At 73.4% G+C, this 20,963-nt stretch carries 13 protein-coding genes; 6 read left to right on the forward strand and 7 right to left on the reverse strand.

Annotation, left to right across the window (positions count from 1 at the left end; all coding sequences use genetic code 11):
* Window positions 1-503 precede the first annotated feature (503 nt).
* The gene (locus tag LRS07_RS17935; protein ID WP_260499300.1) at window positions 504-1,415 is read left to right on the forward strand and encodes a sensor histidine kinase; all 912 of its coding nucleotides are present in this window, start codon (window positions 504-506) and stop codon (window positions 1,413-1,415) included.
* On the opposite strand, the gene glgA is transcribed toward LRS07_RS17935, so the two are convergent.
* From glgA to LRS07_RS17950, 3 genes are all read right to left on the reverse strand, one after another.
* Window positions 1,391-2,893 carry a glycogen synthase GlgA gene (gene glgA / locus LRS07_RS17940; RefSeq protein ID WP_260499301.1) on the reverse strand — a complete coding sequence of 501 codons (1,503 nt, stop codon included), beginning with the start codon at window positions 2,891-2,893 and terminating at the stop codon, window positions 1,391-1,393. The genes LRS07_RS17935 and glgA overlap by 25 nt on opposite strands.
* A gap of 64 nt (window positions 2,894-2,957) precedes the next feature.
* Window positions 2,958-4,214, reverse strand: a complete 1,257-nt coding sequence (gene glgC, locus LRS07_RS17945) for a glucose-1-phosphate adenylyltransferase (protein WP_260499302.1) — start codon at window positions 4,212-4,214, stop codon at window positions 2,958-2,960.
* 93 nt (window positions 4,215-4,307) lie between these two features.
* The gene (locus LRS07_RS17950; protein WP_260499303.1) at window positions 4,308-5,495 is read right to left on the reverse strand and encodes an amylo-alpha-1,6-glucosidase; all 1,188 of its coding nucleotides are present in this window, start codon (window positions 5,493-5,495) and stop codon (window positions 4,308-4,310) included.
* 247 nt (window positions 5,496-5,742) lie between these two features.
* Here LRS07_RS17950 and LRS07_RS17955 point away from each other — a divergent pair, with 247 nt between their 5' ends.
* The 5 genes from LRS07_RS17955 to LRS07_RS17975 all read left to right on the forward strand — a co-directional run bounded on the left by LRS07_RS17955 (window position 5,743) and on the right by LRS07_RS17975 (window position 8,908).
* On the forward strand, window positions 5,743-6,360 hold the full coding sequence (locus LRS07_RS17955) for a hypothetical protein (protein WP_260499304.1): 618 nt from the start codon (window positions 5,743-5,745) through the stop codon (window positions 6,358-6,360).
* Between the two features lie 2 nt (window positions 6,361-6,362).
* On the forward strand, window positions 6,363-7,352 hold the full coding sequence (locus LRS07_RS17960) for a hypothetical protein (protein WP_260499305.1): 990 nt from the start codon (window positions 6,363-6,365) through the stop codon (window positions 7,350-7,352).
* Between the two features lie 61 nt (window positions 7,353-7,413).
* Complete coding sequence (locus LRS07_RS17965) at window positions 7,414-7,869, forward strand: DUF2214 family protein (protein WP_260499306.1); 456 nt, start codon at window positions 7,414-7,416, stop codon at window positions 7,867-7,869.
* Window positions 7,869-8,432, forward strand: coding sequence for a dihydrofolate reductase family protein (locus tag LRS07_RS17970; protein ID WP_260499307.1), 564 nt, complete (start codon window positions 7,869-7,871; stop codon window positions 8,430-8,432). The genes LRS07_RS17965 and LRS07_RS17970 overlap by 1 nt, the downstream gene beginning before the upstream one ends.
* Window positions 8,429-8,908, forward strand: a complete 480-nt coding sequence (locus LRS07_RS17975; RefSeq protein ID WP_260499308.1) for a DM13 domain-containing protein — start codon at window positions 8,429-8,431, stop codon at window positions 8,906-8,908. Before LRS07_RS17970 ends, LRS07_RS17975 begins: the two co-directional genes overlap by 4 nt.
* Here LRS07_RS17975 and LRS07_RS17980 read toward each other — a convergent pair.
* Genes LRS07_RS17980 through LRS07_RS18005 form a run of 4 tightly spaced genes read right to left on the reverse strand, consistent with a single transcriptional unit; the run spans window position 8,899 to window position 20,953 of the window.
* Window positions 8,899-13,986 (reverse strand): malto-oligosyltrehalose synthase, encoded by a 5,088-nt coding sequence (locus LRS07_RS17980; protein ID WP_260499309.1) that lies wholly within the window; start codon window positions 13,984-13,986, stop codon window positions 8,899-8,901. The two genes, LRS07_RS17975 and LRS07_RS17980, sit on opposite strands and share 10 nt — an antisense overlap.
* Window positions 13,987-13,990: 4 nt before the next feature.
* On the reverse strand, window positions 13,991-18,076 hold the full coding sequence (gene treZ / locus LRS07_RS22330) for a malto-oligosyltrehalose trehalohydrolase (protein WP_409450561.1): 4,086 nt from the start codon (window positions 18,074-18,076) through the stop codon (window positions 13,991-13,993).
* A gap of 40 nt (window positions 18,077-18,116) precedes the next feature.
* Complete coding sequence (gene glgX, locus LRS07_RS18000) at window positions 18,117-20,267, reverse strand: glycogen debranching protein GlgX (RefSeq protein ID WP_260499310.1); 2,151 nt, start codon at window positions 20,265-20,267, stop codon at window positions 18,117-18,119.
* Window positions 20,264-20,953, reverse strand: a complete 690-nt coding sequence (locus LRS07_RS18005) for a mechanosensitive ion channel family protein (RefSeq protein WP_260499311.1) — start codon at window positions 20,951-20,953, stop codon at window positions 20,264-20,266. Before LRS07_RS18005 ends, glgX begins: the two co-directional genes overlap by 4 nt.
* Between the last annotated feature and the right edge of the window lie 10 nt (window positions 20,954-20,963).

Here is a 20,963-nt window from a genome sequence, read left to right on the forward strand (position 1 = left end):
TCCACCCACCACAAAACGCGCGTCGCGATCGCGATGGCAGCGTCGGCCCCGGCTGCGGCAATGTGCACGCCGGCCGACCGGATGGCCGATGGGCCGGTGTCGAACGCCCCCCTATGATCAACGCCAGCCGCATCGACGCGCGGCCCGACGGCGCCGCCGGACGGTCGGGAGCGAAGAAGAAACAGGACCTGCGATGCACCGTTCGACGACCCCCTCGGAGGCCGAAGGGCTCTCTCTGCTGCTGCAACTGGTGCAGCGACTGTCGATGGCCCGCCGCCTTGAGGACCTGACCGCCATCGTGCGCGGCGGCGCACGGGCGCTGGCCGGCGCCGACGGCGCCACCGTCGTGCTGCGCGAGGGCGACCTGTGCCACTACGCGGACGAGGACGCCATCCAGCCGCTGTGGAAGGGCCGCCGCTTCCCCATGGAGAGCTGCGTCAGCGGCTGGGTCATGCTCAACCGCCGGCCGGCCGTGATCCCCCGACATCTACCAGGACGACCGGGTGCCGCTGGACGCCTACCGGCCGACCTTCGTCAAGAGCCTGGTGATGGTGCCGATCCGGCCGGACGACCCGATCGGCGCCATCGGCACCTACTGGGCCCGTCCGCAGGCGCTGGCGCCGGAGCGGGTGGCGCTGCTGCAGGCGCTGGCCGACACCACCTCGGTGGCGATGGAGAACGTGACGCTGGTCAACGACCTGGAGCGCCGGGTGCGCGAACGCACCACGGCGCTGGAGCAGGCCAACGAGGCGCTGGAGGCGTTCTCGGTGTCGGTGTCGCACGACCTGCGCGCGCCGCTGCGGGCGGTGCAGGGCTTCGCCCAACTGCTCGATGAGCGCGCCGGTGAACGGCTGGACGCCGATGGCCGCCACCTGCTGTCCGGCGTGCGGCAGGCCGCCGGCCGCATGGACGCGCTGATGGACGAGCTGATGAAGCTGGCGCAGGTCGGCCGACGCGAGCCGGTGTGCCGCAGCTTCGACCTGGCGCCGATGGCGCGCGAGGTGGTCCAGCGGCTGCAGACGGCGGAGCCGGGGCGCCGGGTGCACGTCGACATCGCCGACCCGCTGCCGGTGCACGCCGACCCCGGCCTGCTGCGCCTGGCGCTGGAGAACCTTGTCGGCAACGCCTGGAAGTACACCGGCCGCCGTGACGAGGCGCACATCGCCGTGCAGCCCTGGGCCGACGACGGCCGCAGCGGCTTCTGCGTGCGCGACAACGGCGCCGGCTTCGACATGGCGCGCGCCGAGCGGCTGTTCGAGCCCTTCCGCCGCCTGCACAGCGAGGACGAGTTCAGCGGCACCGGCATCGGCCTGGCCATCGTGCGCCGGGTGGTGCAGCAGCACGGCGGGCGCATCCACGCCGAAGCCCGTCCGGGCGAAGGCGCGACCTTCTACGTCGCGCTGCCGACCGGTTGAGGCGCTTCACCGACGATGGGCGCGCGGCGCGCCTGGCGTCGGTGGAGCGCGGCCTCGTACACCGGGCGGTAGGCCCGCGCCGCCGCCGCCCACGACGGGTCCTCGGCCATGGCACGCTGCTGCAGCGCCTGCCAGTGTTCGCGCCGGCCCCAGGCCGCCATGGCGCGGCCGATGGCGTCGGCCAGGGCCTCGGCCGTGGCCTCGTCGAAGACGAACCCCGTGCCCTGGGACGGCTGCTCGTCGGCGTCGCGCACCGTGTCGGCCAGGCCGCCGACGCGGCGCACCAGCGGCAGCGTGCCGTAGCGCAGGCCGTAGAGCTGGGTCAGCCCGCAGGGCTCGAAGCGGCTGGGCACGAGGATGACGTCGGACCCGGCGACGATGCGGTGGGCGCAGGCCTCGTCGTACTGGATGCGCACCGCCACCCGACCGGGCTGCGCCGACGCGGCCGACTCGAAGGCGTGCACCAGCGCCGCGTCGCCGGTGCCCTGTACCACCAGCTGGCCGCCGCGGTCGAGCAGCGCGGGCAGCGCGGCCAGCACCAGGTCGAGCCCCTTCTGCTCGGTCAGGCGGCTGACGATGCAGAACAGCGGCGCGCTCGGGTCGTCGGCCAGCCCCATCTCGGCCTGCAGCGCGCGCTTGCAGGCGGCCTTGCCGGCCAGGTCGCGGGCGTCATAGGTCTGCACCAGCGCGGCATCGATCGCCGGGTTCCAGACCGTGTCGTCGACGCCGTTGAGGATGCCGCTGACCTCCGGGCCTCGGTGGCGCACAACGCCGTCGAGCTGGCAGCCGAACGCCGGCGTGGCGATCTCGCGGGCGTAGCTGGGGCTGACGGTGGTCACCCGGTCGGCGAACAGCAGCCCGGCCTTCATGAACGAGAGCTCGCCGTGGAACTCGAGCCCTTGCAGCTGCGCGTACGACGGGGGCAGGCCGAGACGCGGGAAGGACGCCATCGGGAACAGGCCCTGGTAGGCCAGGTTGTGCACGGTGAAGACGCTGGCGGCCGGCGTCGGCGCGTGCGCGTCCAGGTAGGCGCAGGTCAGCGCGGCATGCCAGTCGTGGGCGTGCACCACCTCGGGCGACCAGTGCTCGTCCAGCTCGCCGGCGGCCAGCCGGGCGGCCACCCAGCCGAGCAGGCCGAAGCGCTGCAGGTTGTCCGGCCAGTCCAGGCCGCGCGCGTCCTGGTAGGGGCCGGCGCCGCGGCGGTAGAGGTAGGGCGCGTCGATCAGGTAGGCCGCCAGCCCGCGCGGCCCCAGCCGGCCGAGCACCAGCCGCACGCGCGCGGCGTCGAACGCCGGCCCCAGCTCGGCCACCGGCTCGCGGCCGTGCAGCGCGTCCAGCAGCGCCGGGTGGCCGGGCAGCAGCAGCCGCACCTCGTCGCCGGCCGCCGCCTGCGCCGCCGGCAGCGCCGCCACCACGTCGGCCAGGCCGCCGGTCTTCAACCACGGGTAGACCTCGGCGGCGACGTGCAGGAGCTTCATGGTTGGAGGGCGGAGGGGAACGACGCGCCGCAGTGTGCCCGCGGATCACGACCCGTCGATGGCGCTACAACCGCGCCAGCATGTCCCGCGTCACCAGCGTGATGCCGCCCTCGCTGCGCACGAAGCGGCGTTCGTCCTCCGCCGGGTCCTCGCCGATGACCATGCCGTCGGGGATGACGCAGCTGCGGTCGACCACCACCCGCTTCAGCCGCGCGCCGCGGCCGACCTCGACGTAGGGCAGCAGCACGGCGCAGTCGACCTGGCTGTGGACCTCGGTGCGCACGCTGGAGAACAGCACCGAGTTGTGCACCTCGCCGCTGATGATGCTGCCGCCGGAGACCAGCGACTGCAGCGCCACGCCGCGCCGCCCGGGCTGGTCATGCACGAACTTGGCCGGCGCCAGCTGCGGCTGGTAGGTCAGGATGGGCCAGCGCGGGTCGTACAGGTCGAGTTCGGGCAGCGTGGCGGTCAGGTCGATGTTGGCGTCCCAGTAGGCGTCGATGGTGCCCACGTCTCGCCAGTAGGGCGCGCCGTCGCCGCTGGTGACGCAGCTGGCGGCGAAGGGATGGGCCTGGGCCACGCCCAGCCGCACCGCCCGCGGGATGATGTCCTTGCCGAAGTCGTGGGCGGACACCGGGTCGTCGATGTCGCGCGCCAGCTCGCGGAACAGGTAGGCGGCGTTGAAGATGTAGATGCCCATGCTGGCCAGCGCCATGTCCGGCTTGCCGGGCATGGCCGGCGGGTCGGCGGGCTTCTCGACGAAATCGGTGATGCGGTAGTCGGCGTCCACCGCCATCACGCCGAAGCCGGAGGCCTCCCGGCGCGGCACCTCGATGCAGCCGACGCTGACCTCGCAGCCACGCGCCACGTGGTCGGCCAGCATCAGCGCGTAGTTCTGCTTGTAGACGTGATCGCCGGCCAGCACGATGACGTAGTCGGCGCGGTAGCTCTGGATGATGTCGTGGTTCTGCCAGACGGCGTCGGCGGTCCCGCGGTACCAGCTCTCCTCGTCGATGCGCTGCTGCGCCGGCAGCAGGTCGACGAACTCGTTCAGCTCCTGCTTCAGGAAGGCCCAGCCTCGCTGCAGGTGGCGCAGCAGGCTGTGGCTCTTGTACTGGGTGATGACGCCGATGCGCCGGATGCCCGAGTTCAGGCAGTTCGACAGCGCGAAGTCGATGATGCGGAACTTGCCGCCGAAGTACAGCGCCGGCTTGGCCCGGCGGTCGGTCAGGTTCTTCAGCCGGCTGCCGCGGCCACCGGCCAGCACGAGGGCCACCGCCTGCTTGGGGAGTTGGAGCGTTCGGGCGAGCGGGGTGGCCATTGGGCCATCGCGGGCAAGCCGGATGCCCAGCGGCAACCGCAGGTTTCAGCGGGGGCCGGAGGCGCCCGGGCACCGCGGCGCCGGGCGCCGGCCCTACATGGCGAAGCGCCCCTGCTCGATCGCCTGCCGGGCGATGAGGAAGGCGGCCGCGTTCCAGCTCTGGCCGGGCATGCCCGACGGCGCCAGCGTCTGGCCGTGGAACCACTCGGAGAAGCGCCAGTCGGCGGCGGCGTTCGCCTGCGCCAGCTTGGACAACTCGGTGCGGGCCAGGTCGTGCTGGCCCATCTGCGCCAGCGCCATCGCCCAGAAGCCGCCGATGAAGGGCCAGATGCCCCCGTTGTGGTACTGGTGCGGCAGGTTCTGCTGGTGGCGGCCCATGTACAGGCGCCACATGTCGTCGTCCGGCGCGATCGGCCGCATCACCGCCCGTGCCGGGTAAGGGCTGCTGGCGCCGCCGGCCAGCAGCGTCTTGATGATCTGCTGGCCCATGGCGTCGCCGGCCAGGCCGTAGAGCAGCGCCAGCACGTTGCCGAACACGTCGCCCTCGTCGCCGGCGAAGGAGAGGTTGACGAAGCTGAGGTAGAGCCCGGGGTTGCGCTGCCCGCGCTTGACGTAGTGGCCGAGCAGCCGCACGCGCCGGTTCTCCGACACCTCGCGGCCGAAGGGATGGAACAGCTGCTGGAAGTGGTCGCGCGTCGATTCGTAGCCCGGCAGGTCGTAGAGCTGCTTGACGCGGAACCACAGCGCGTTGGTGTAGAGCACGTAGCCCGAGCGGGGCATGATGTCCGCCCAGTCGCTGGCCTCGTTCTGCTGCAGCAGCGCCAGCCCCGGGTGCTCCTGCGCCTGCAGCCATTGCACCGCCTTGTCCACCTGCGGCTGCCAGCGACCACGCAGCGCGGCGTCGGCGCCCGGCTGCCGGCGCACGTGGTCGACGGCGATCAGCCACCACAGCGTGGCGTCGATGCAGCCGAGGTACCAGAAGTCGGCGCCCTCGCCGCCCGGGTCGACGAACTTCGGGATCTGCCCGTTCGCCGCCTGGCCGGCGGCCAGCGCGTCCAGGCTGGCGATGGCGCCCTGCTCCAGCGCGGTGCGGCCGCTGCCGGCCATGGCCAGCACGCAGATGGCGGCGTCGCGGCCGAAGACGCGGGTGTAGCGGCGCGACGCCGCCTGCTCGCCGTCGGTGGCGGCGAGCACGCCGCCCGGCGTGGTGTTGCGTTCGAGCAGGGCCCAGGACGCGTCGGCGCACTGCGCCACCAGCCCGAAAGGCGCCGGGGCGGGCACGGCGGCCGTGCAGGCCGGTCCACGGGCGGGAACGACGGGGATCGGGAGCTGGGTCACAGTACTGCTTTCCCTGTGCGCTTCGAAAGCGCCATGGTGACCGGGTTCAGGCCCGACGGTCGGTGGAACAGCGCGCCCTGCGGCGGCCTCTTCGGGCAGTGTAAACATCCCTCGGTTGGCAATGGCGGCCACGCGGCAAGCCCCCCTACCATCGCCTGCGAGGCCGGGCAGGCCTGCGAGGAGGCGTGGGATGAGGCTGCCGTTTTCAAGGCTGGACGGGCCGCTGTTCGTCGCCGCCGTCTTCGCCGTGCTGGTGCTGTCGCGGCTGCTCGCGCTGGCCCTGCCCACCGACTTCTACTTCACCTTCCAGTCGCTGTTCTCCGACCGCGAGCCGCGCCACATGCTGCTGTCGCTGTTCGGCAAGATGGCGGCGCCCTTCCTGTGCGGCCTGCTGGCCGGCGTCTTGTGCCTCGCCCGCTGGCGCCGGCTCCACGGCGCGCAGGCCGGTCCGCGCAGTGCGTTCGCGCGGCGCGTTCGCACCGTCTGGGCGCCGACGCTGTTCGCGGCCGGCGTCCTCGCCGCCTTCCTGTCCGCCTGGCCGGCCATGGTGTACTGGGACCTGATGGCCAACCCCGAGGTCGCGCACCTCAAGCCGGCCTTCTTCGTGCTGTACGCCATCTACATGCTGAGCTTCGGCTATGTCAGCCTGCTCGGCCTGCTGACGGCCATCTTCCTGCGCGAGCACGTCGGCGGCGCCGACGCCGGCGAAGGCTCGGTCTCGCGGCGCGAGCTGTCCCGGGTCGGCGCGCTGTGGCTGCTCAATTCGGGGCTGGCGTCGGCGGCGATGAAGCTGCTGACGGGCGCCTGACCATGCGCCTGACCCGTCGCCCGCTGCGGCGCCGACCGGGCCCACCGGCCGGCCCGACGCTGACCGCCCTCGCCCGTGGCTCGCTGCTGCCGCCGCTGCTGGGCGGCATGCTGCTGCTGTCGGCGACGCTGTGCCTCGACGCCGCCCATTACCGTGGCCTGCACGCCGCCGGCCGGCCGCCACCGCTGCCGCTGGCCGCCGCCGGGCTGCCGCCGGCCGAGGACGAGGCGCCGACGGAGCCTGACGCGCCCGCCGCGGCCGGAATCGAAGGCGGGGACCGCCGCGAGCTGCCGGTTCGGGTGGTCGCGCTGGAATCGCGCGGCGGCCGCCCGACGCCCGCCGACCCCGCCCGGCAGTGGGCGACGCAGGGCCGTGTCGCGGTCAACCTGCTGCTCCGCTCCGGCTACCTGGACAGCGCGAGCGCCGACGTGCTGGGCGGCGACCCGCCGGTCACCGCCTACCGCCTGCGGCCGCTGCCCGAGGTGCTGAACTGCGCCCATGCCGGCCTGAGCCTGCCGCAACCGGCCGACGACGCGGCGGTGGCCCGCCTCATGCACGCCGCCCACCTCGCGATCTCGGCGGTGGCGGTGGAGAAGTTCCACCGCACCGGCCTGCAGCGGCGGCTGGAATGGTGGTGGGCGCGCGCCTGGTCGGCGCTGACCGGCGACCTGCCGGACCTCTCGCTCGGCCCGGCGCAGATCCGGCCGTCCACCCTGTCGTCGCTGCTCGTGCGGATGCCGCCGGGCGGGCGGACCCCGGCGGCCTGGGCCGCCGACCCGGTCGGCACCCTGGCGGACGAATGCGCGGCGCTGGGCGTGGCCGCCGCCCTGATCCACCACCAGCTGTCGGCGCCACGCGACGGGCCAGGCAGCCCCACCGAAGCCGCCCTCATGGCCTACGCCGGCCAGCGCCGCCCCACCCATGCCGTCATCGACTACGCCCCCATCGTCGCGCGGATGGCGGACCTGCTGCAGGAGCCGTTCGGGCCCTGACCGCCGGGGCACCGGCCGGCAGAATGGCCCCCATCCACCGCACCGGCCGAGGAAGCGCCCGATGAGCAGCCTGTTCGCCTTCCTGCACTTCGTCGCCGCGTTCGGCCTCGCGGCCACGCTGTTCCTCGAATGGCAGACGCTCGGCCCGTCGCCCACGCACGCCGAAGCGGTCCGGCTGCAGCGCGTCGACGCCTGGTACGGCCTGTTCGCCGTCGTGGTGCTGGTGGCCGGCACGCTGCGGGTGCTGTACTTCGAGAAGGGCCATGCCTTCTACACCGGCAACCCCTTCTTCCACGCCAAGGTCGGCCTCTTCGTGGCGATCGGCCTGCTGTCCATCTACCCGACGGTGCGCTTCATCCGATGGCGGCCGCAGACGCGGCAGGGCCTGGCCCCGGTGCTGTCGGGCGACGAGTACCGCCGCCTGCGCCTGGTGCTGCGGCTGGAGGTGGTGCTGGTGATCGCATTGCTGCTGTGCGCCAGCCTGATGGCACGCGGCGTGGGCCTCAGGGGGTCGTGATGGCCACCCAGTACTACACCGCCACCAGCCTGGACGGCTTCATCGCCACCGAGGACCACTCGCTGGCCTGGCTGTTCCCGCTGGGCGACATCGCCGACACCGGCTACCCCGACTTCATCCGCGGCGTCGGCGCGCTGGCCATGGGGTCGTCCACCTACGACTGGATGCTGCGCCATGTGGTGCAGGCCAAGCAGCCGTGGCCCTACGAACGGCCGGTGTGGGTGTTCTCCCACCGCACGCGGCCGGGGGTGCCGGGCGCCGACATCCGCTTCGTGCGCGGCGACGTGCGGCCGGTGCATGCGGCCATGCGGGAGGCCGCCGGCGCCGGCAACGTCTGGCTGGTCGGCGGCGGCGACCTGGTCGGCCAGTTCCACGACGCCGGCCTGCTCGACGAGGTCATCGTGCAGGTGGGCTCGGTCACGCTCGGCGCGGGCCGGCCGCTGCTGCCTCGACGCATCACCCACCCGACGCTGGAACTCACCGGGGCGCGGCGCATCGGCCCCGGTTTCGCCGAGCTGCGCTACACCGTGCGCCGCCACGCCACCGACGGAGCCGCCCCATGACACGCCTCACCCGTTCGCTGCTGCTGGTCGCGTCGCACGGCATCGTGCTGGCCGTGGGCTTCGCGCTCGGCGTCTACACCCTGCCGCTGTTGGTGGCGCCGGCCGGGCCCAGCACCGAGGAACTGGCGGCGCAGGCGGCGCAGGCCGCCTACCGCGGCGAATTCCGCCGCGACCTGAAGGACAGCGACGCGCTGCACTGGGGCGAGGGCCAGGTGGCGGTCGGCCGGCGCAGCATCGCGCTCACCGGCACGCTGGCCCCCGGGCCCGACTACAAGCTGTACCTGTCGCCCGAGTTCGTCGAGACCGAAGCCGACTTCCTGCGGCTGAAGCCGCGCATGGTGCGCGTCGGCGACGTCAAGACCTTCCGCAACTTCACGGTGGCGGTGCCGGAGGGCGTGGACATCGAACGCCACACCACGGTGATCGTCTGGTGCGAGAGCTTCGGCCAGTTCATCACCGCGGCGCGCTACCGCTGAACGGCGCCGGGCCCCACCAGCACCGCCACCGGCAGGTGGGAGAACACCTGGGCCAGGGGCCAGCCGGACGCCTCGGGCCGGCACCGGTGCCCGCTGAGCACGTCGTGCCAGTCGCCCTCGACCGCCTCCGCGACCAGCCGCGTGTCGCCCCAGGCGTCGGCGCGCACCGGCCAGCCCGGCTCGCTCAGCAGCTTGGCGAACAGCCGGCCGACGACCACCACCACCCGCTGGTCGCCCAGCCGGCGCTCGAAGGCGAGCACGTGCTCCGCCTTGTCGCCCTCGGCCGTGAGCGGCAGGTAGCCGCCGAGCTTGAAGACGTCGGACAGCCCCGCGCGCAGCTGCAGCAGCCGCCAGGTGACCCACAGCTTGAGCCGGCCGTCGTGCGGTGAGCCGATCGCCGCGGCCATGGCGGCGGCCGGGTCGGCCTGGTCGCCCCAGGCCTGCAGCGCGTCGAGCGCCCGCTCGCGCAGGCCGTAGTCCACCGGCCGGCGGTTGTCGGGGTCGACCAGGCTGAAGTCCAGCCATTCGTTGCCCTGGTAGCAGTCCGGCACGCCGGGCGCGGTGCAGCGCAGCGTGGTGAGCACCAGGCTGTTGAGGGCGCCGAACCAGGCCACCACCTCGGCGCGGGCCTGCACGTCGGTGAGCAGCGGGTTGGGCGACACGCGGGCGAACAGGCCGCGCACGAAGCCGGACAGCCGCGCCTCGTACGCCTCGTCCGGGTGCAGCCAGCTGGTGTCGCGCTTCGCTTCGCGTGCGGCCTTGAGCGCGTAGGCCTCGATGCGGTCGCGGTAGTCGGGCAGCGCCTCCTCGGTCAGGCCGCCGGGCGGCAGCGTGCCGAGGATGACCTGCCACAGCAGCAGCTCGTCGGCCGGGCTGGGGCCGTCGGGCCCCACCGGCAGCCGCTGCTCGGCGGCCATGCGGCGCCAGCGCCGCAGCGCGAAGCGCCAGGCCGCGGGCATCTCGCTCAGCACGTCGATGCGGCAGCGCACGTCCTCCGAGCGCTTGTTGTCGTGCGTGGAGGTGGCGATCAGCGTGTGCGGCCACTTCGCCCAGCGGTCGGCCGTGGCCGCGTGGAAGGCCTTGACGGTGATGCCGAACACGCCCGGCTCGCCGCCCACTTCGTTGAGCGAGACCAGCCGGCTGTAGCGGTAGAAGGCCGTGTCCTCGACGCCCTTGGCCGTCACCGGCGCGCTGAACTGCTGGAAGCGCACCGCGAAGCGCCGCACCTGCGCCTGCAGCCCGGGCGGCGCGCCCTCCACCGCACGCGCGAGCAGCGTCTGCTGCAGGAAGTCGAGCACCTCGGGCTCGGCCGCCTCGCGGTGGCGCCGCGCCTGGCCCAGGGCCCAGGCGATGAAGCGCTGGTCCTGTTCCGAGGGCTGCGCGCCCTCCTCGTCGACCAGGTAGGTGCGGTACACCGGCATGCAGGCCGCCACCTGCGCCAGCGCGCGGCGCAGCGTGTTCAGCGTGAAGTCGCGGGTGCGGCGGTGGGCGCGGGCGATGCGCAGCAGCTCGGTGGACAGCACGTTCAACTCGCTGGCCAGCGTGGTCCGCATGATGAGGTGCTTGCCCTCGTGCGCCAGCGCCTCGAAGTCGCGGCGGTCGCCGGTGTGGTGGGCCCAGATGCGGTCGAAGCGCTCGCGCGCGGTGGTGTCGACCAGCACGCCGTTGGCCAGGTTGGCGAAGCGGTAGCCGGTGGTGCCGTGCAGCGCCCAGTCCAGCGGCACGTCCTCGTGGCCGGCGGCGATCTTCTCGGCCAGCACGTACAGCGGCCGCGGCGGCCGGCCGTCGGCGTCCTGGCGCGGCAGCACCAGGCCGACGCGGCGGGCATAACCCTCCTGCAGCCGGCGGAAGTACTGCGCCGGGTCGTGCAGGCCGTCGGGGTGGTCGATGCGCAGGCCGTCGACCTTGCCGGCGGCGGCCAGCTCCAGCGCGAAGCCGTTGGTGGCCTCGAACACCGCCGGCTCCTCCTGCCGCAGCGCGGCCAGGTCGTTGACGTCGAAGAAGCGCCGGTAGTTGATCTCGTCCGAGGCCACCCGCCAGAACGCCAGCCGGTAGGCCTGCTGGTCGTGCAGGGCGGCCAGCGCGTCGGCGCTGGCGTTGAACTCGGCCACGGCGGCCTCGATGGCGGCGCCGACCGTGGGATCGGTCTCCACCGCGGTGGCCAGGCGCAGCTTGAGCAGTTCCTTGTCGCGGGCGCGCTCGCGGCGGGCGTCGGGATCGTCCACTTCGCGCGGCGGCAGGTGGCCGAAGGCCGCCGCCAGGCTGGCCAGCACCACCTGCCCGGCGCTGTCCCCGCCCAGGCGCTCGGCCGCCCGCTTGAGAACGGGCGCCACCGAGCGCGGCCCCAGCGGGAAGCGGTGGTCCCAGTAGCGCAGGGCGAAGCTGCCGGCCTCGGGCTCGAAGGCCAGCGTCAGTTCGCCGTCCTCCAGCACCGCGCCGAACGACTTGCCCAGCACCGGCACCAGCACCTTGCCGTCGAGCTCCGGGTCCACCGGGTGCCAGGCGATGTCGAAGTAGCGGGCGTAGGGCGAGGCCTCGCCGTTCTCCAGCACGTCCATCCACCAGGCGTTGTCGCCGCCGAGCACGCCCATGTGGTTGGGCACGAGGTCGATGAGCAGGCCCATGCCTTCGGCCTTCACCGCTTCGGTGAAGCGATCGAACGCCTCGCGGCCGCCCAGCTCGGGGTTGATCTCGTCGTGCGCCACCACGTCGTAGCCGTGGCGGCTGCCCGGCCGCGCGCGCATCAGCGGCGAGCAGTAGACATGGCTCACGCCGAGGCGCTTGAGGTACGGCAGCACCAGCCGCGCGTCGTCGAGCGTGAAGTCCTGGTGCAGCTGCAGCCGGTAGGTGGCCCGCGGCACGATGGCCTCGGCGCGCGGCGGCGCGGCGGTGGCCAGCGGCGCATGCGGGCGGATGGCGGCCAGGCGCTCGGCCAGGCGCTCGATGCGCTCGTCGCGCTGCATCGCCTCCAGCGTGGCCGGCAGCTTGCGCCGCCAGTTGGGGTGCTCGTTCACCGTGCCGGGCAGGTTGGCCTGGTCGGGCACGCCGAGCACGTCCTCCAGCTGCACCACCATCACGCGCGACGGGGCGGCGGCCAGCCAGGCCTGCACGGCGGTGGCCAGTTCGGTGGTCAGCGGCACCGCGGCACCGGGCTCCAGCGGCACGCCCTCGGGCAGCAGGCCGGCATGGTGGAGCGCGAACAGCAGGCGCAGCCGGTCCTGCGTGCGCTGCACCAGCTGCTCCTCGTAGACCTGGGGCGTCGGGTAGAGGTCGAGCGCGCGGCGCACCTCGATGTCGTGGCCGGTCCACCAGCCCGGCAGCGTGGCCAGGTCGTGGGTGCCCACCGCCACCAGCGCCTCGCGCGGGTAGTCGGCCGGCGGCTTGAAGGCGCCGCCGTCCTGCCGCTCGAAGTAGGCCAGCCGGTAGGACAGCACCTCGCGTTCGGCCAGCGTGGCGCGCATCTCGTCGGCCACGGTGCCCAGGTCCTCGCCGATGACCATGCACCGCTGGCGCTCGCTCTCCAGCGCGACGATGGCCATCAGCTCCTGCAGCGGGTAGTGCACGTAGGCGCCGTCGCGGCCGGTGCCGCCTTCGGGAATCCAGAACAGCCGCATCAGCCCCATCACGTGGTCGATGCGGATCGCGCCGGCATGGCGCATGCAGCCGCGCAGCGTCTCGATGAAGAAGCCGTGGCGGTCGTCGCGCATGGCGGCCGGCTTCAGCGGCGGCAGGCCCCAGTTCTGGCCCTGCAGGTTGAGCTCGTCGGGCGGCGCGCCGACGCTCACGTTCACCGCGTACAGGTCCTGCCGCAGCCAGGTGTCGGCGCCGGCGCGGTCGACCGACACCGCCAGGTCCAGGTACAGCCCCACCGCCAGGCCGCGCTCGCGGCAGCGACGGTTGACCGCGGCCAGTTGGGTGTCGGCCTGCCACTGCAGCCAGGCGTGGAACTCGACCTGCGCCGCCTGCTCCTCGGCGAAGCGGCGCACCGCCTCGCCGCGCGGGTCGCGGTAGGCCTCGGGCCACACCGGCCAGCCCCAGACCTGGCGGTCCCGGTCGTGGAAGTGCTGCTGCAGCGCCTCGAACAGCGCGAAGCCGTGCAGCGCCTCGCCGCGCTCGCGGCAGAAGGCGCGGAAGGCCTCGCCGCGCGGGCTGGCGGTGCGCAGGTGGCGCTCGCGGAAATGACGGTGCAGCAGCCCCAGCACCTCGCGCTTGGCGGCGGCCACGCCGGCATGGTCGACCTGCTCGGCCTCTCGCAGCGCCGCCAGCCGGGCCTGGAAGCCGGCGCTGCGCACCAGCGCCTGCGCGGGCTCGCACTCGCGGAAGTCGTCCAGCGCCTCGACGTCGAGGTAGAGCGTGTGCAGCTGGCCGCGCGACGACGGGCTGTACGGGCTGATGTGCCAGGGGTTGTGGCCGAAGAGCGCGTGCAGCGGGTTCAGGCCGACGATGCCGGCGCCGCGGGCGCCCCAGTGCTCCACCAGCGCCGCCAGGTCGCCGAAGTCGCCCATGCCCCAGTTGCGCTCGCTGCGCACGGCGTAGAGCTGCACCGCCGGGCCCCAGACCCGGCCCTCGCCCTGCAGCGCGGCCGGGCGCCAGCAGCGCGGCGGCGCTGCGATGAGCAGGGTCTCGCCGTCGAGCCCGTCCACCGTCAGCCGGTGGTAGCCGGCCGGCAGCGACAGCCCCAGGCTCAGGGCGTGCGCCTGCAGGCGCGCGCCGCCCACCTCGCGCTCGGCCTGCAGGGTGGACGGGCCGGGCGCGGCGTCGCCCTGGTGCCGCCGGCCGTCCTCGGTGACCACGGTCCAGCCCAGGCGCCGGTCGCCGTCCAGGCGCACGGGCAGCGACCAGTCGGGCGCGCCGGCGGTGATGGCCAGCACCGGCGGCAGCGGGCGGCGCCAGTCGTCGTCTTCCGCCGCCTGCAGCGCGGCGGCCGAGGTGTCGTGCACGCCGAGTTCGGCCAGCAGCGCGCGTAGCCGGTCCTCCGGCGCCGGGTGGTGGCCGCCCCAGATGTCGTCGTAGCCGGGCTGCAGGCCGAGGCGGCGGCACCAGCCCGCCAGGTCGTCGTCGGATCGTTGCTCCTGCATGCCGTCAGCCGCCACTGGCCTGCTCCCGGCCGACCCTCAGGCCGTGCGGCATCAGCGAGCCGCCGTCCCAGGCGTGGCTGAACAGCGTCTCGCCCTGCCCATGGCACGGCACGGCCGTGTCGCCGAAGTTGGCGTCCATGCGCCAGGTGCTGCCGTCGCCCAGCGTCCACATCACCTGCATCCGGCTGCCCTCGACCCGGTAGTGCCCGCCCTCGCGCTGGCCGGCCAGCCGCGGCGCCAGGTGTTCGTGGCGCACCTGCAGGATGCGGCGCAGCCAGTCCAGCCGCTCGCGGTGCGGCGACTGGGTGCGCGAGGACCAGTCGAGCTTGCACTGGACGAAGGTGGCCTCGTCGTTGGGGTCGGGAATGCGCTCTCGCACCTTCGGGTCGGCGAAGGCCGCGAAGCGCTTGAACTCCTCGCGCCGGCCGGTGGACACCGCCTCCGCCAGCTCGCCCTCGAAATCGCAGAAATAGAGGAAGGGCGTGGCGGCGTCGAACTCCTCGCCCATGAACAGCATCGGGATGTGCGGCGACAGCAGCAGGCAGGCCTGCACCGTCTGCAGCGCGCGCGGGTCGCAGAGCTGGTGCAGGCGCTCGCCGAAGGCCCGGTTGCCGATCTGGTCGTGGTTCTGCAGGAAGGAGACGAAGGCGATCGAGGGCAGCTGGGCGCTGGGCTCGCCGCGGGCCTCGCCGTCGCGCAGCGCCGACGGCTCGCCCTGGTAGGCGAAGCCCTCGGCCAGGCACCGTGCCAGGCGCCTGACCGGCTCGTCGGCGTAGTCGGCGTAGTAGCCGTCGGTCTGGCCGGTGAGCAGCACGTGCGCCGCGTGGTGCAGGTCGTCGTTCCACTGCGCGTCGGCGATGCGCGGCCGGCCCTCCGCGTCGCGGGTCAGCAGGTGCGCCTGGTTGAGGTCGTTCTCCAGCACCAGGTGCACGGCGCGCTGCCGGCCGGGCCCGCCGCGCAGCGCGCGGCCGATCTCGGCGCAGATGTGCTCGGGCGAGTCGTCGCGGATGGCGTGCACCGCGTCCATGCGCAGGCCGTCGAAGTGGAATTCCTCCACCCAGTACAGCGCGTTGTGGACGTAGAAGTCGCGCACCGTGCGGCTGCCCTCGCCGTCGAAGTTGATGGCGGCGCCCCACGGGGTCTGGTGCCGGGGATTGAAGAAGGTCGAGCAGTAGGCGTGCAGGTAGTTGCCGTCCGGCCCGAAGTGGTTATAGACGACGTCGAGCAGCACCATCAGGCCGAGCCGGTGGGCCTCGTCGACCAGTGCCTTCAGCTGGTCCGGCGTGCCGTGGCTGGCGTCGGGCGCGTACTGCAGCACGCCGTCGTACCCCCAGCCGTGGCGGCCGGGGAAGTCGGCCAGCGGCAGCAGCTCGACGGCGGTGACGCCCAGCGTCACCAGGTCGGACAGCCGGGCCGTCGCCGCGGCGTAGGTGCCCTCGGGGGTGAAGGTGCCCAGGTGCAGCTCGTAGACCACCGCCTCGTGCCACGGCCGGCCGCGCCAGGCGCCGTCGCGCCAGGCGTAGGCGGTCGGGTCCATCACCATGCTCGGCCCGTGCACGTCGTCGGGGTTGTAGCGCGACGCCGGATCGGGCACGGCCAGCTCGCCGCCCTGCCCGTCGTCGATGACGAAGCGGTAGCGGGTGCCGGCGCCCGCCTCGGGCACCACCAGCTCGTGCCAGCCGCCCTCGAGCGGCCGCATCGGCCGGCGCGACGGCCCGCTGGCCCCGCGTTCCACCTGCAGCTGCACCTGCGCCCGGTCGGGCGCCCACAGTCGGAAGCGCACGCCGCCGCCGGGCAGGAGGCTGGCGCCGAAGGGCATGTCGTGTCGGAGGGTCATCGAGGCAGCAAAAGCCGTGGCGCGGAACGGCGTCAGGTCAGCAAGGCACAGACCCGCCGGCACCGGGGTGTGCCTCGGGCCATGGGGCCGGCCCTGCCTCAGAAACTCCAGCGCCCGTCCAGCCCGACGAACAGCGTGCGACCCGGGGCCGGCTCGAAGTAGCGGCCGTTGCCCTCGTTGACGATGACCGAGCCGGCGTAGCGGCGGTCGAGCAGGTTGTCGACGCGGCCGAAGGCGCGCAGCGTCCAGCCGGGGCGCTGCACGGTGTAGCCGGCGTGCAGGGCGACCACGGTGTGGCCGGCGGCGGCGTCGCTGCCGCTGTCGTTGACCGGGACCGCGCCGACCTGGCGCAGCTCCGCCCCCCGCACGCCAGCCCTGCGGCGGCGCCCAGTCGAGCGTGGCCGCGGCGCTGTGGCGGGCGACGCCGGGCAGGCGCTGGCCGGCGGGCACGGGCGCGTCGGGCGTCGCGCAGGGGGTGGCGGCACAGGTGAGGAAACCGTCAAGGGTGCGGGCGTCGAGCCAGGTCAGCGACAGCCGCGCCCGCCAGTCGGACCAGCGGCCGGTCCAGCCCGCCTCGGCGCCGCGGCGCTGGGTGCGGGCGGCGTTGCGGAAGGTCGCGCGGCCGCCGACGTTGGTGGCGACGACCAGCTCGTCGCGGGTCATCGCGTCGAACAGCGCGACGTCGAACGCCTGCCCCGCCTCGGGCCGCCACTTCAGGCCGAGCTCGAACTGGCGGCTGATGGCCGGTTTCAGCGCGCCGTTCAGTCCGGCACTGCCGTCGGGGCGGTAGGACAGCTCGTTGAGCGTCGGCGTCTCGAAGCCGCGGCCGGCGGAGGCGTGCAGGTGCAGCCGCTCGCTGGCGCGGTAGAGCAGGCCCAGCGCCGGCGAGGTGGCGCCGTAGCGCAGCGCACCGCTGTCGTCGCCGTTGGGACCGGCGACGTAGCGGTCCTGCAGCCGCACGCGCACCGTGCTGTGGCGCACGCCGGCCTCGACGCGCCAGCGCGGCGTCGGGTCGAAGCCGGCCTGCAGGTACGGGTCCAGGCTGCTGACGCGGTTGCGCTCGTCGCGCCGCAGCGCACCCTGCACGCCGAGCGTGGGGCCGACGAAGTTGGCCCAGCCGCGGCGGTCCTCGTCCAGCCGGTCCCAGGCCAGGCCGGCGACCAGCGAGAACGGCCGCGGCGCGGACGGCCGCCAGGTCCAGCGCGCCTCGCCGCCGTGGTAGCCGCGGTCGAGGTCGATGACACCGCCGGGGTGCAGCGGCGACGCCTGCACGGCCACCGGAATGGCCTGGAACTGCACCGTGCTGCGCGTGCCGGCATAGGCCATGGCCTGCAGCTCGTGGTGGCGGTCCAGCCGCTCGCGCCAGACCAGGCCGGCCTGCGTCTGCCGCGTCGTCTTCCGGGTGTCGAAGCGAAGGGCGGCGGGGTCGGCGCCGTCGGGGTCGGCGTCGAACTGGGCGCGCGTCAGGCCCAGCGGGTCCTGCGCGCGCTGGTCGAGGTGGTTGGCGACCAGGGTGACCGTGCGGTCGGCGGTCGGCTGCCAGCGCAGCTTGAGGTTGGCGCCGTCGCGACGGGCGGCGGCGTGCTCGCGCGAGCCGTCGGTGGCCAGGCGCGAGGCGCTGAGCACGTAGCCGAAAGCGCCCTGCCCGCCGCTGACCTTGAGCTGTTCGCGGTGCAGGCCGTGGCTGCCGGCGCCGGCGCCGGCGGTCACGCTGGGCGGCCCCTGGCCGTCCTCGGTGAACACCTGCACCACGCCGCCGGAGGAGTTGCCGTACAGCGCCGAGAACGGCCCGCGCAGCACTTCCACCCGGTCGGCCGAGGCCAGGTCGACGTGCGAGACCTGCCCCTGCCCGTCGGGCAGCGTGGCGGGAATGCCGTCGACGTAGACCCGCAGGCCGCGGATGCCGAAGCTCGACCGCGTGCCGAAGCCGCGGATGGACAGCTGCACGTCCTGCGCGAAGTTCTGCCGGTCGCGCGCCGCCACGCCCGGCACCAGCGCCAGGCCCTCGGTCAGGTTGACCTGCGGCCGGCCCTCGCGCAGGTCGTCGGGCCCGAGCCGGTCCACCGACGCCGGCACGTCGAAGGGACGGCGCTCGGTGCGGGTGGCGCTGATGACCACCTCGGCCGGTGCGCCGTCGGACGGCGTGGCGGCGTCCTGCGCCATGCCGGGCGCGGCCGGCAGGCAGCAGACCAGCGCCGCCCAGGCCGAAGGCCGACGGCGGGGACGGTGGGGGTGGCGTTGCGGAGCGGGCATGCGGTCATTGTTGCGCCGGGGCCGCGGCCGTCGCGGGCGGTCAGCCGGGAAGGCCGGGCGCCACCATCGGCCGCTGCAGCAGCGCCAGCGAACGCGCGCCGAGCGGGAACACCTCGCCGTTGGCCAGCTCCCGCGGGGCGGGCAGGCCGGTCTCCTCGCGGGTGTCCACGCGCAGCGTCCAGCGCTCGCCGTCGATGGTCGGGATGGTGAAGCCGATGTCGTCGGCGCCGGCGTTGAAGAGGATGAGGAAGTCGTCGTCGACGATGGGCCGGCCGTGCCGCCCGATCTCGTCGATGGCGGCGCCCGCGAGGTACATGCCGAGGCAGCGCGCGTAGTCGTGCTCCCACTCCTGGCTGCTCATCTCGTGGCCGTCGGGCTTGAGCCACAGCACGTCCTTCAGCTGGCTGCCGACCAGCGGCCGGCCGGCGAAGAAGTCGCGCCGGCGGAAGCTGGGGTGCTCGCAGCGCAGCTCGATCAGCGTGCGGGTGAAGTGCAGCAGCCGCTCGCGCTCGGGGGTGAGGTTCCAGTCCAGCCAGGAGACCTCGTTGTCCTGGCAATAGGCGTTGTTGTTGCCGCCCTGCGTGCGGCCGATCTCGTCGCCGGCCACGATCATTGGCACGCCCTGGCTGAGCAGCAGCGTGGCCAGGAAGTTGCGCTTCTGCCGTTCGCGCAGCGCGTTGATCTCCGCGTTCTCGGTGGGACCTTCCTCGCCGCAGTTCCAGCTGCGGTTGTTGTCGTTGCCGTCGCGGTTGTCCTCGCCGTTGGCCTGGTTGTGCTTGCCGTTGTAGCTGACGAGGTCGTGCAGGGTGAAGCCGTCGTGCGCGGTGATGAAGTTGACGCTCGCGTGCGGCTTCTTGCCCGAGCGGCCGTAGAGGTCGGACGAGCCGGTGAGCCGGCGCGCGAACTCGCCGATCAGGCCGCCGTCGCCCTTCCAGTAGGCGCGCATGCCGTCGCGGTAGCGGTCGTTCCATTCGGCCCAGCCGGGCGGGAAGTTGCCCACCTGGTAGCCGCCGGCACCCAGGTCCCACGGCTCGGCGATGAGCTTGACCCGGTTGAGCACCGGGTCCTGGCGGATGACGTCGAAGAAGCCGCCCCAGTGCGACACCACGCCGCCCTCGCGCGCCAGCGCCGAGGCCAGGTCGAAGCGGAAGCCGTCGACGTGCATCTCCTCGACCCAGTAGCGCAGCGAGTCCATCACCAGCTGCAGGGTGCGCGGGTTCTCCAGGTTCAGCGTGTTGCCGCAGCCGGTGTAGTCGGCGTAGTAGCGCCGGTCCTCGCCGAGCATGTAGTAGGTGGCGTTGTCCAGGCCGCGGAAGCTGAGCGTGGGACCGAGCTGGTTGCCCTCGCAGGTGTGGTTGTAGACCACGTCGAGGATGACCTCGATGCCCGCCGAATGCAGCGTGCGCACCATGGTCTTGAACTCCTTGACCTTCTCGGAGGCGGTGTAGCGCATCTCCGGCGCGAAGAAGCCGAGCGTGTTGTAGCCCCAGTAGTTCTGCAGGCCCTTCTCGGCCAGGTGGCGGTCGTTGACGAAGGCGTGGATGGGCAGCAGCTCCACCGTGGTGATGCCCAGCTTCTTCAGGTAGCCGATGACGGGCGCCGAGGCCATGGCCGCGTAGGTGCCGCGCAGCGGCTCCGGCACCTCCGGGTGGCGCATGGTGAAGCCGCGCACGTGCAGCTCGTAGACCACCATGTCGGCCCACGGGATGTCGGGCCGCCGGTCCTCGCCCCAGCTGAAGGCGCTTTCCAGCACCCGGCACTTCGGCATGTAGGCGGCGCTGTCGCGGCGGTCGAGCGTCAGGTCGGCGCGCTTGTGGCCGACGGTGTAGCCGTACAGCGCGTCGTTCCAGCGCAGGCGGCCGACGAAGTCGCGCGCGTACGGGTCGACCAGCAGCTTGTGCGGGTTGAACCGGTGCCCTTCCTCTGGCTTGTAGGGCCCGTGGGCGTAGTAGCCGTAGGCCTGGCCGGGCCGGGCCTCGGGCAGGTAGCAGTGCCAGACGTGGTCGGTGCGCTCGCGCAGGGTGATGCGCTTCGTCTCGCGCCGCCCGGCAGCGTCGTACAGCGCGAGGTCGATGCGCTCCGCGTGCTCCGAGAAGATGGCGAAGTTGACGCCCTCGCCGTCCCAGGTGGCGCCCAGCGGGTAGGGCCGGCCGGGCCAGACGGTGCTGATCGGGACGTCCCGGCTTCTCATTCCGGCTTCCGCGGGTGGCCTGGACCGGTGGGCCACCACTGCTCCAGGCGCGCCGCCGCCCAGTCCTTGCCGCCGAGGCCGAAGGCCAGCGCCACGGCCAGCACGGCACCGGACAGGATGATGAGGAAGGACTGGCGCACGATGTCCCAGCCGATGTCCATCTGGTCGATGGCGATCATCAGCACGAAGGCGATGACGGCGTAGCGGGCCAGCTGCCCCAGCGCATCGGCGCCGCGCATGCCGATGCCGTGCCCGTAGCTGGCGATGGCCGAGCCGATGAAGCGCGCGAAGTAGGTGCCGAAGGCGAGGATGAGCAGCGCCACCACCAGCTTGGGCACGAACAGCATCACCCGCGTCAGCAGGTCGGTGACGTAGGCCAGGCCGAGCGTGTTGAAGGCCACGATCAGCGCCGCCAGGATCACCACCCAGTACACCAGCACGCCGAAGATGCTGACCGTGTCGGCCCCGGCGCCGCCGCGCTGCATGAACTCGTCCATGCCGGAGCGGCGGGTGACGACGTGCAGGTTGATGGCGCGCAGGCCCTTCTCGATGGCGAAGCGGGCCGCCTTGGCGACGAGGAAGCCGATGACCAGCACCACCAGCGCCAGCAGCAGCCGGGGCAGGAAGTCGGCGAGCTGCAGCACGAAGGCGCGCAGGGGGGCGAGGAGGACATCTACTTCGGCCATGGGGTTCGAC

The sequence above is a fragment of the Aquabacterium sp. J223 genome, from assembly GCF_024666615.1.
Taxonomy (GTDB): domain Bacteria; phylum Pseudomonadota; class Gammaproteobacteria; order Burkholderiales; family Burkholderiaceae_C; genus J223.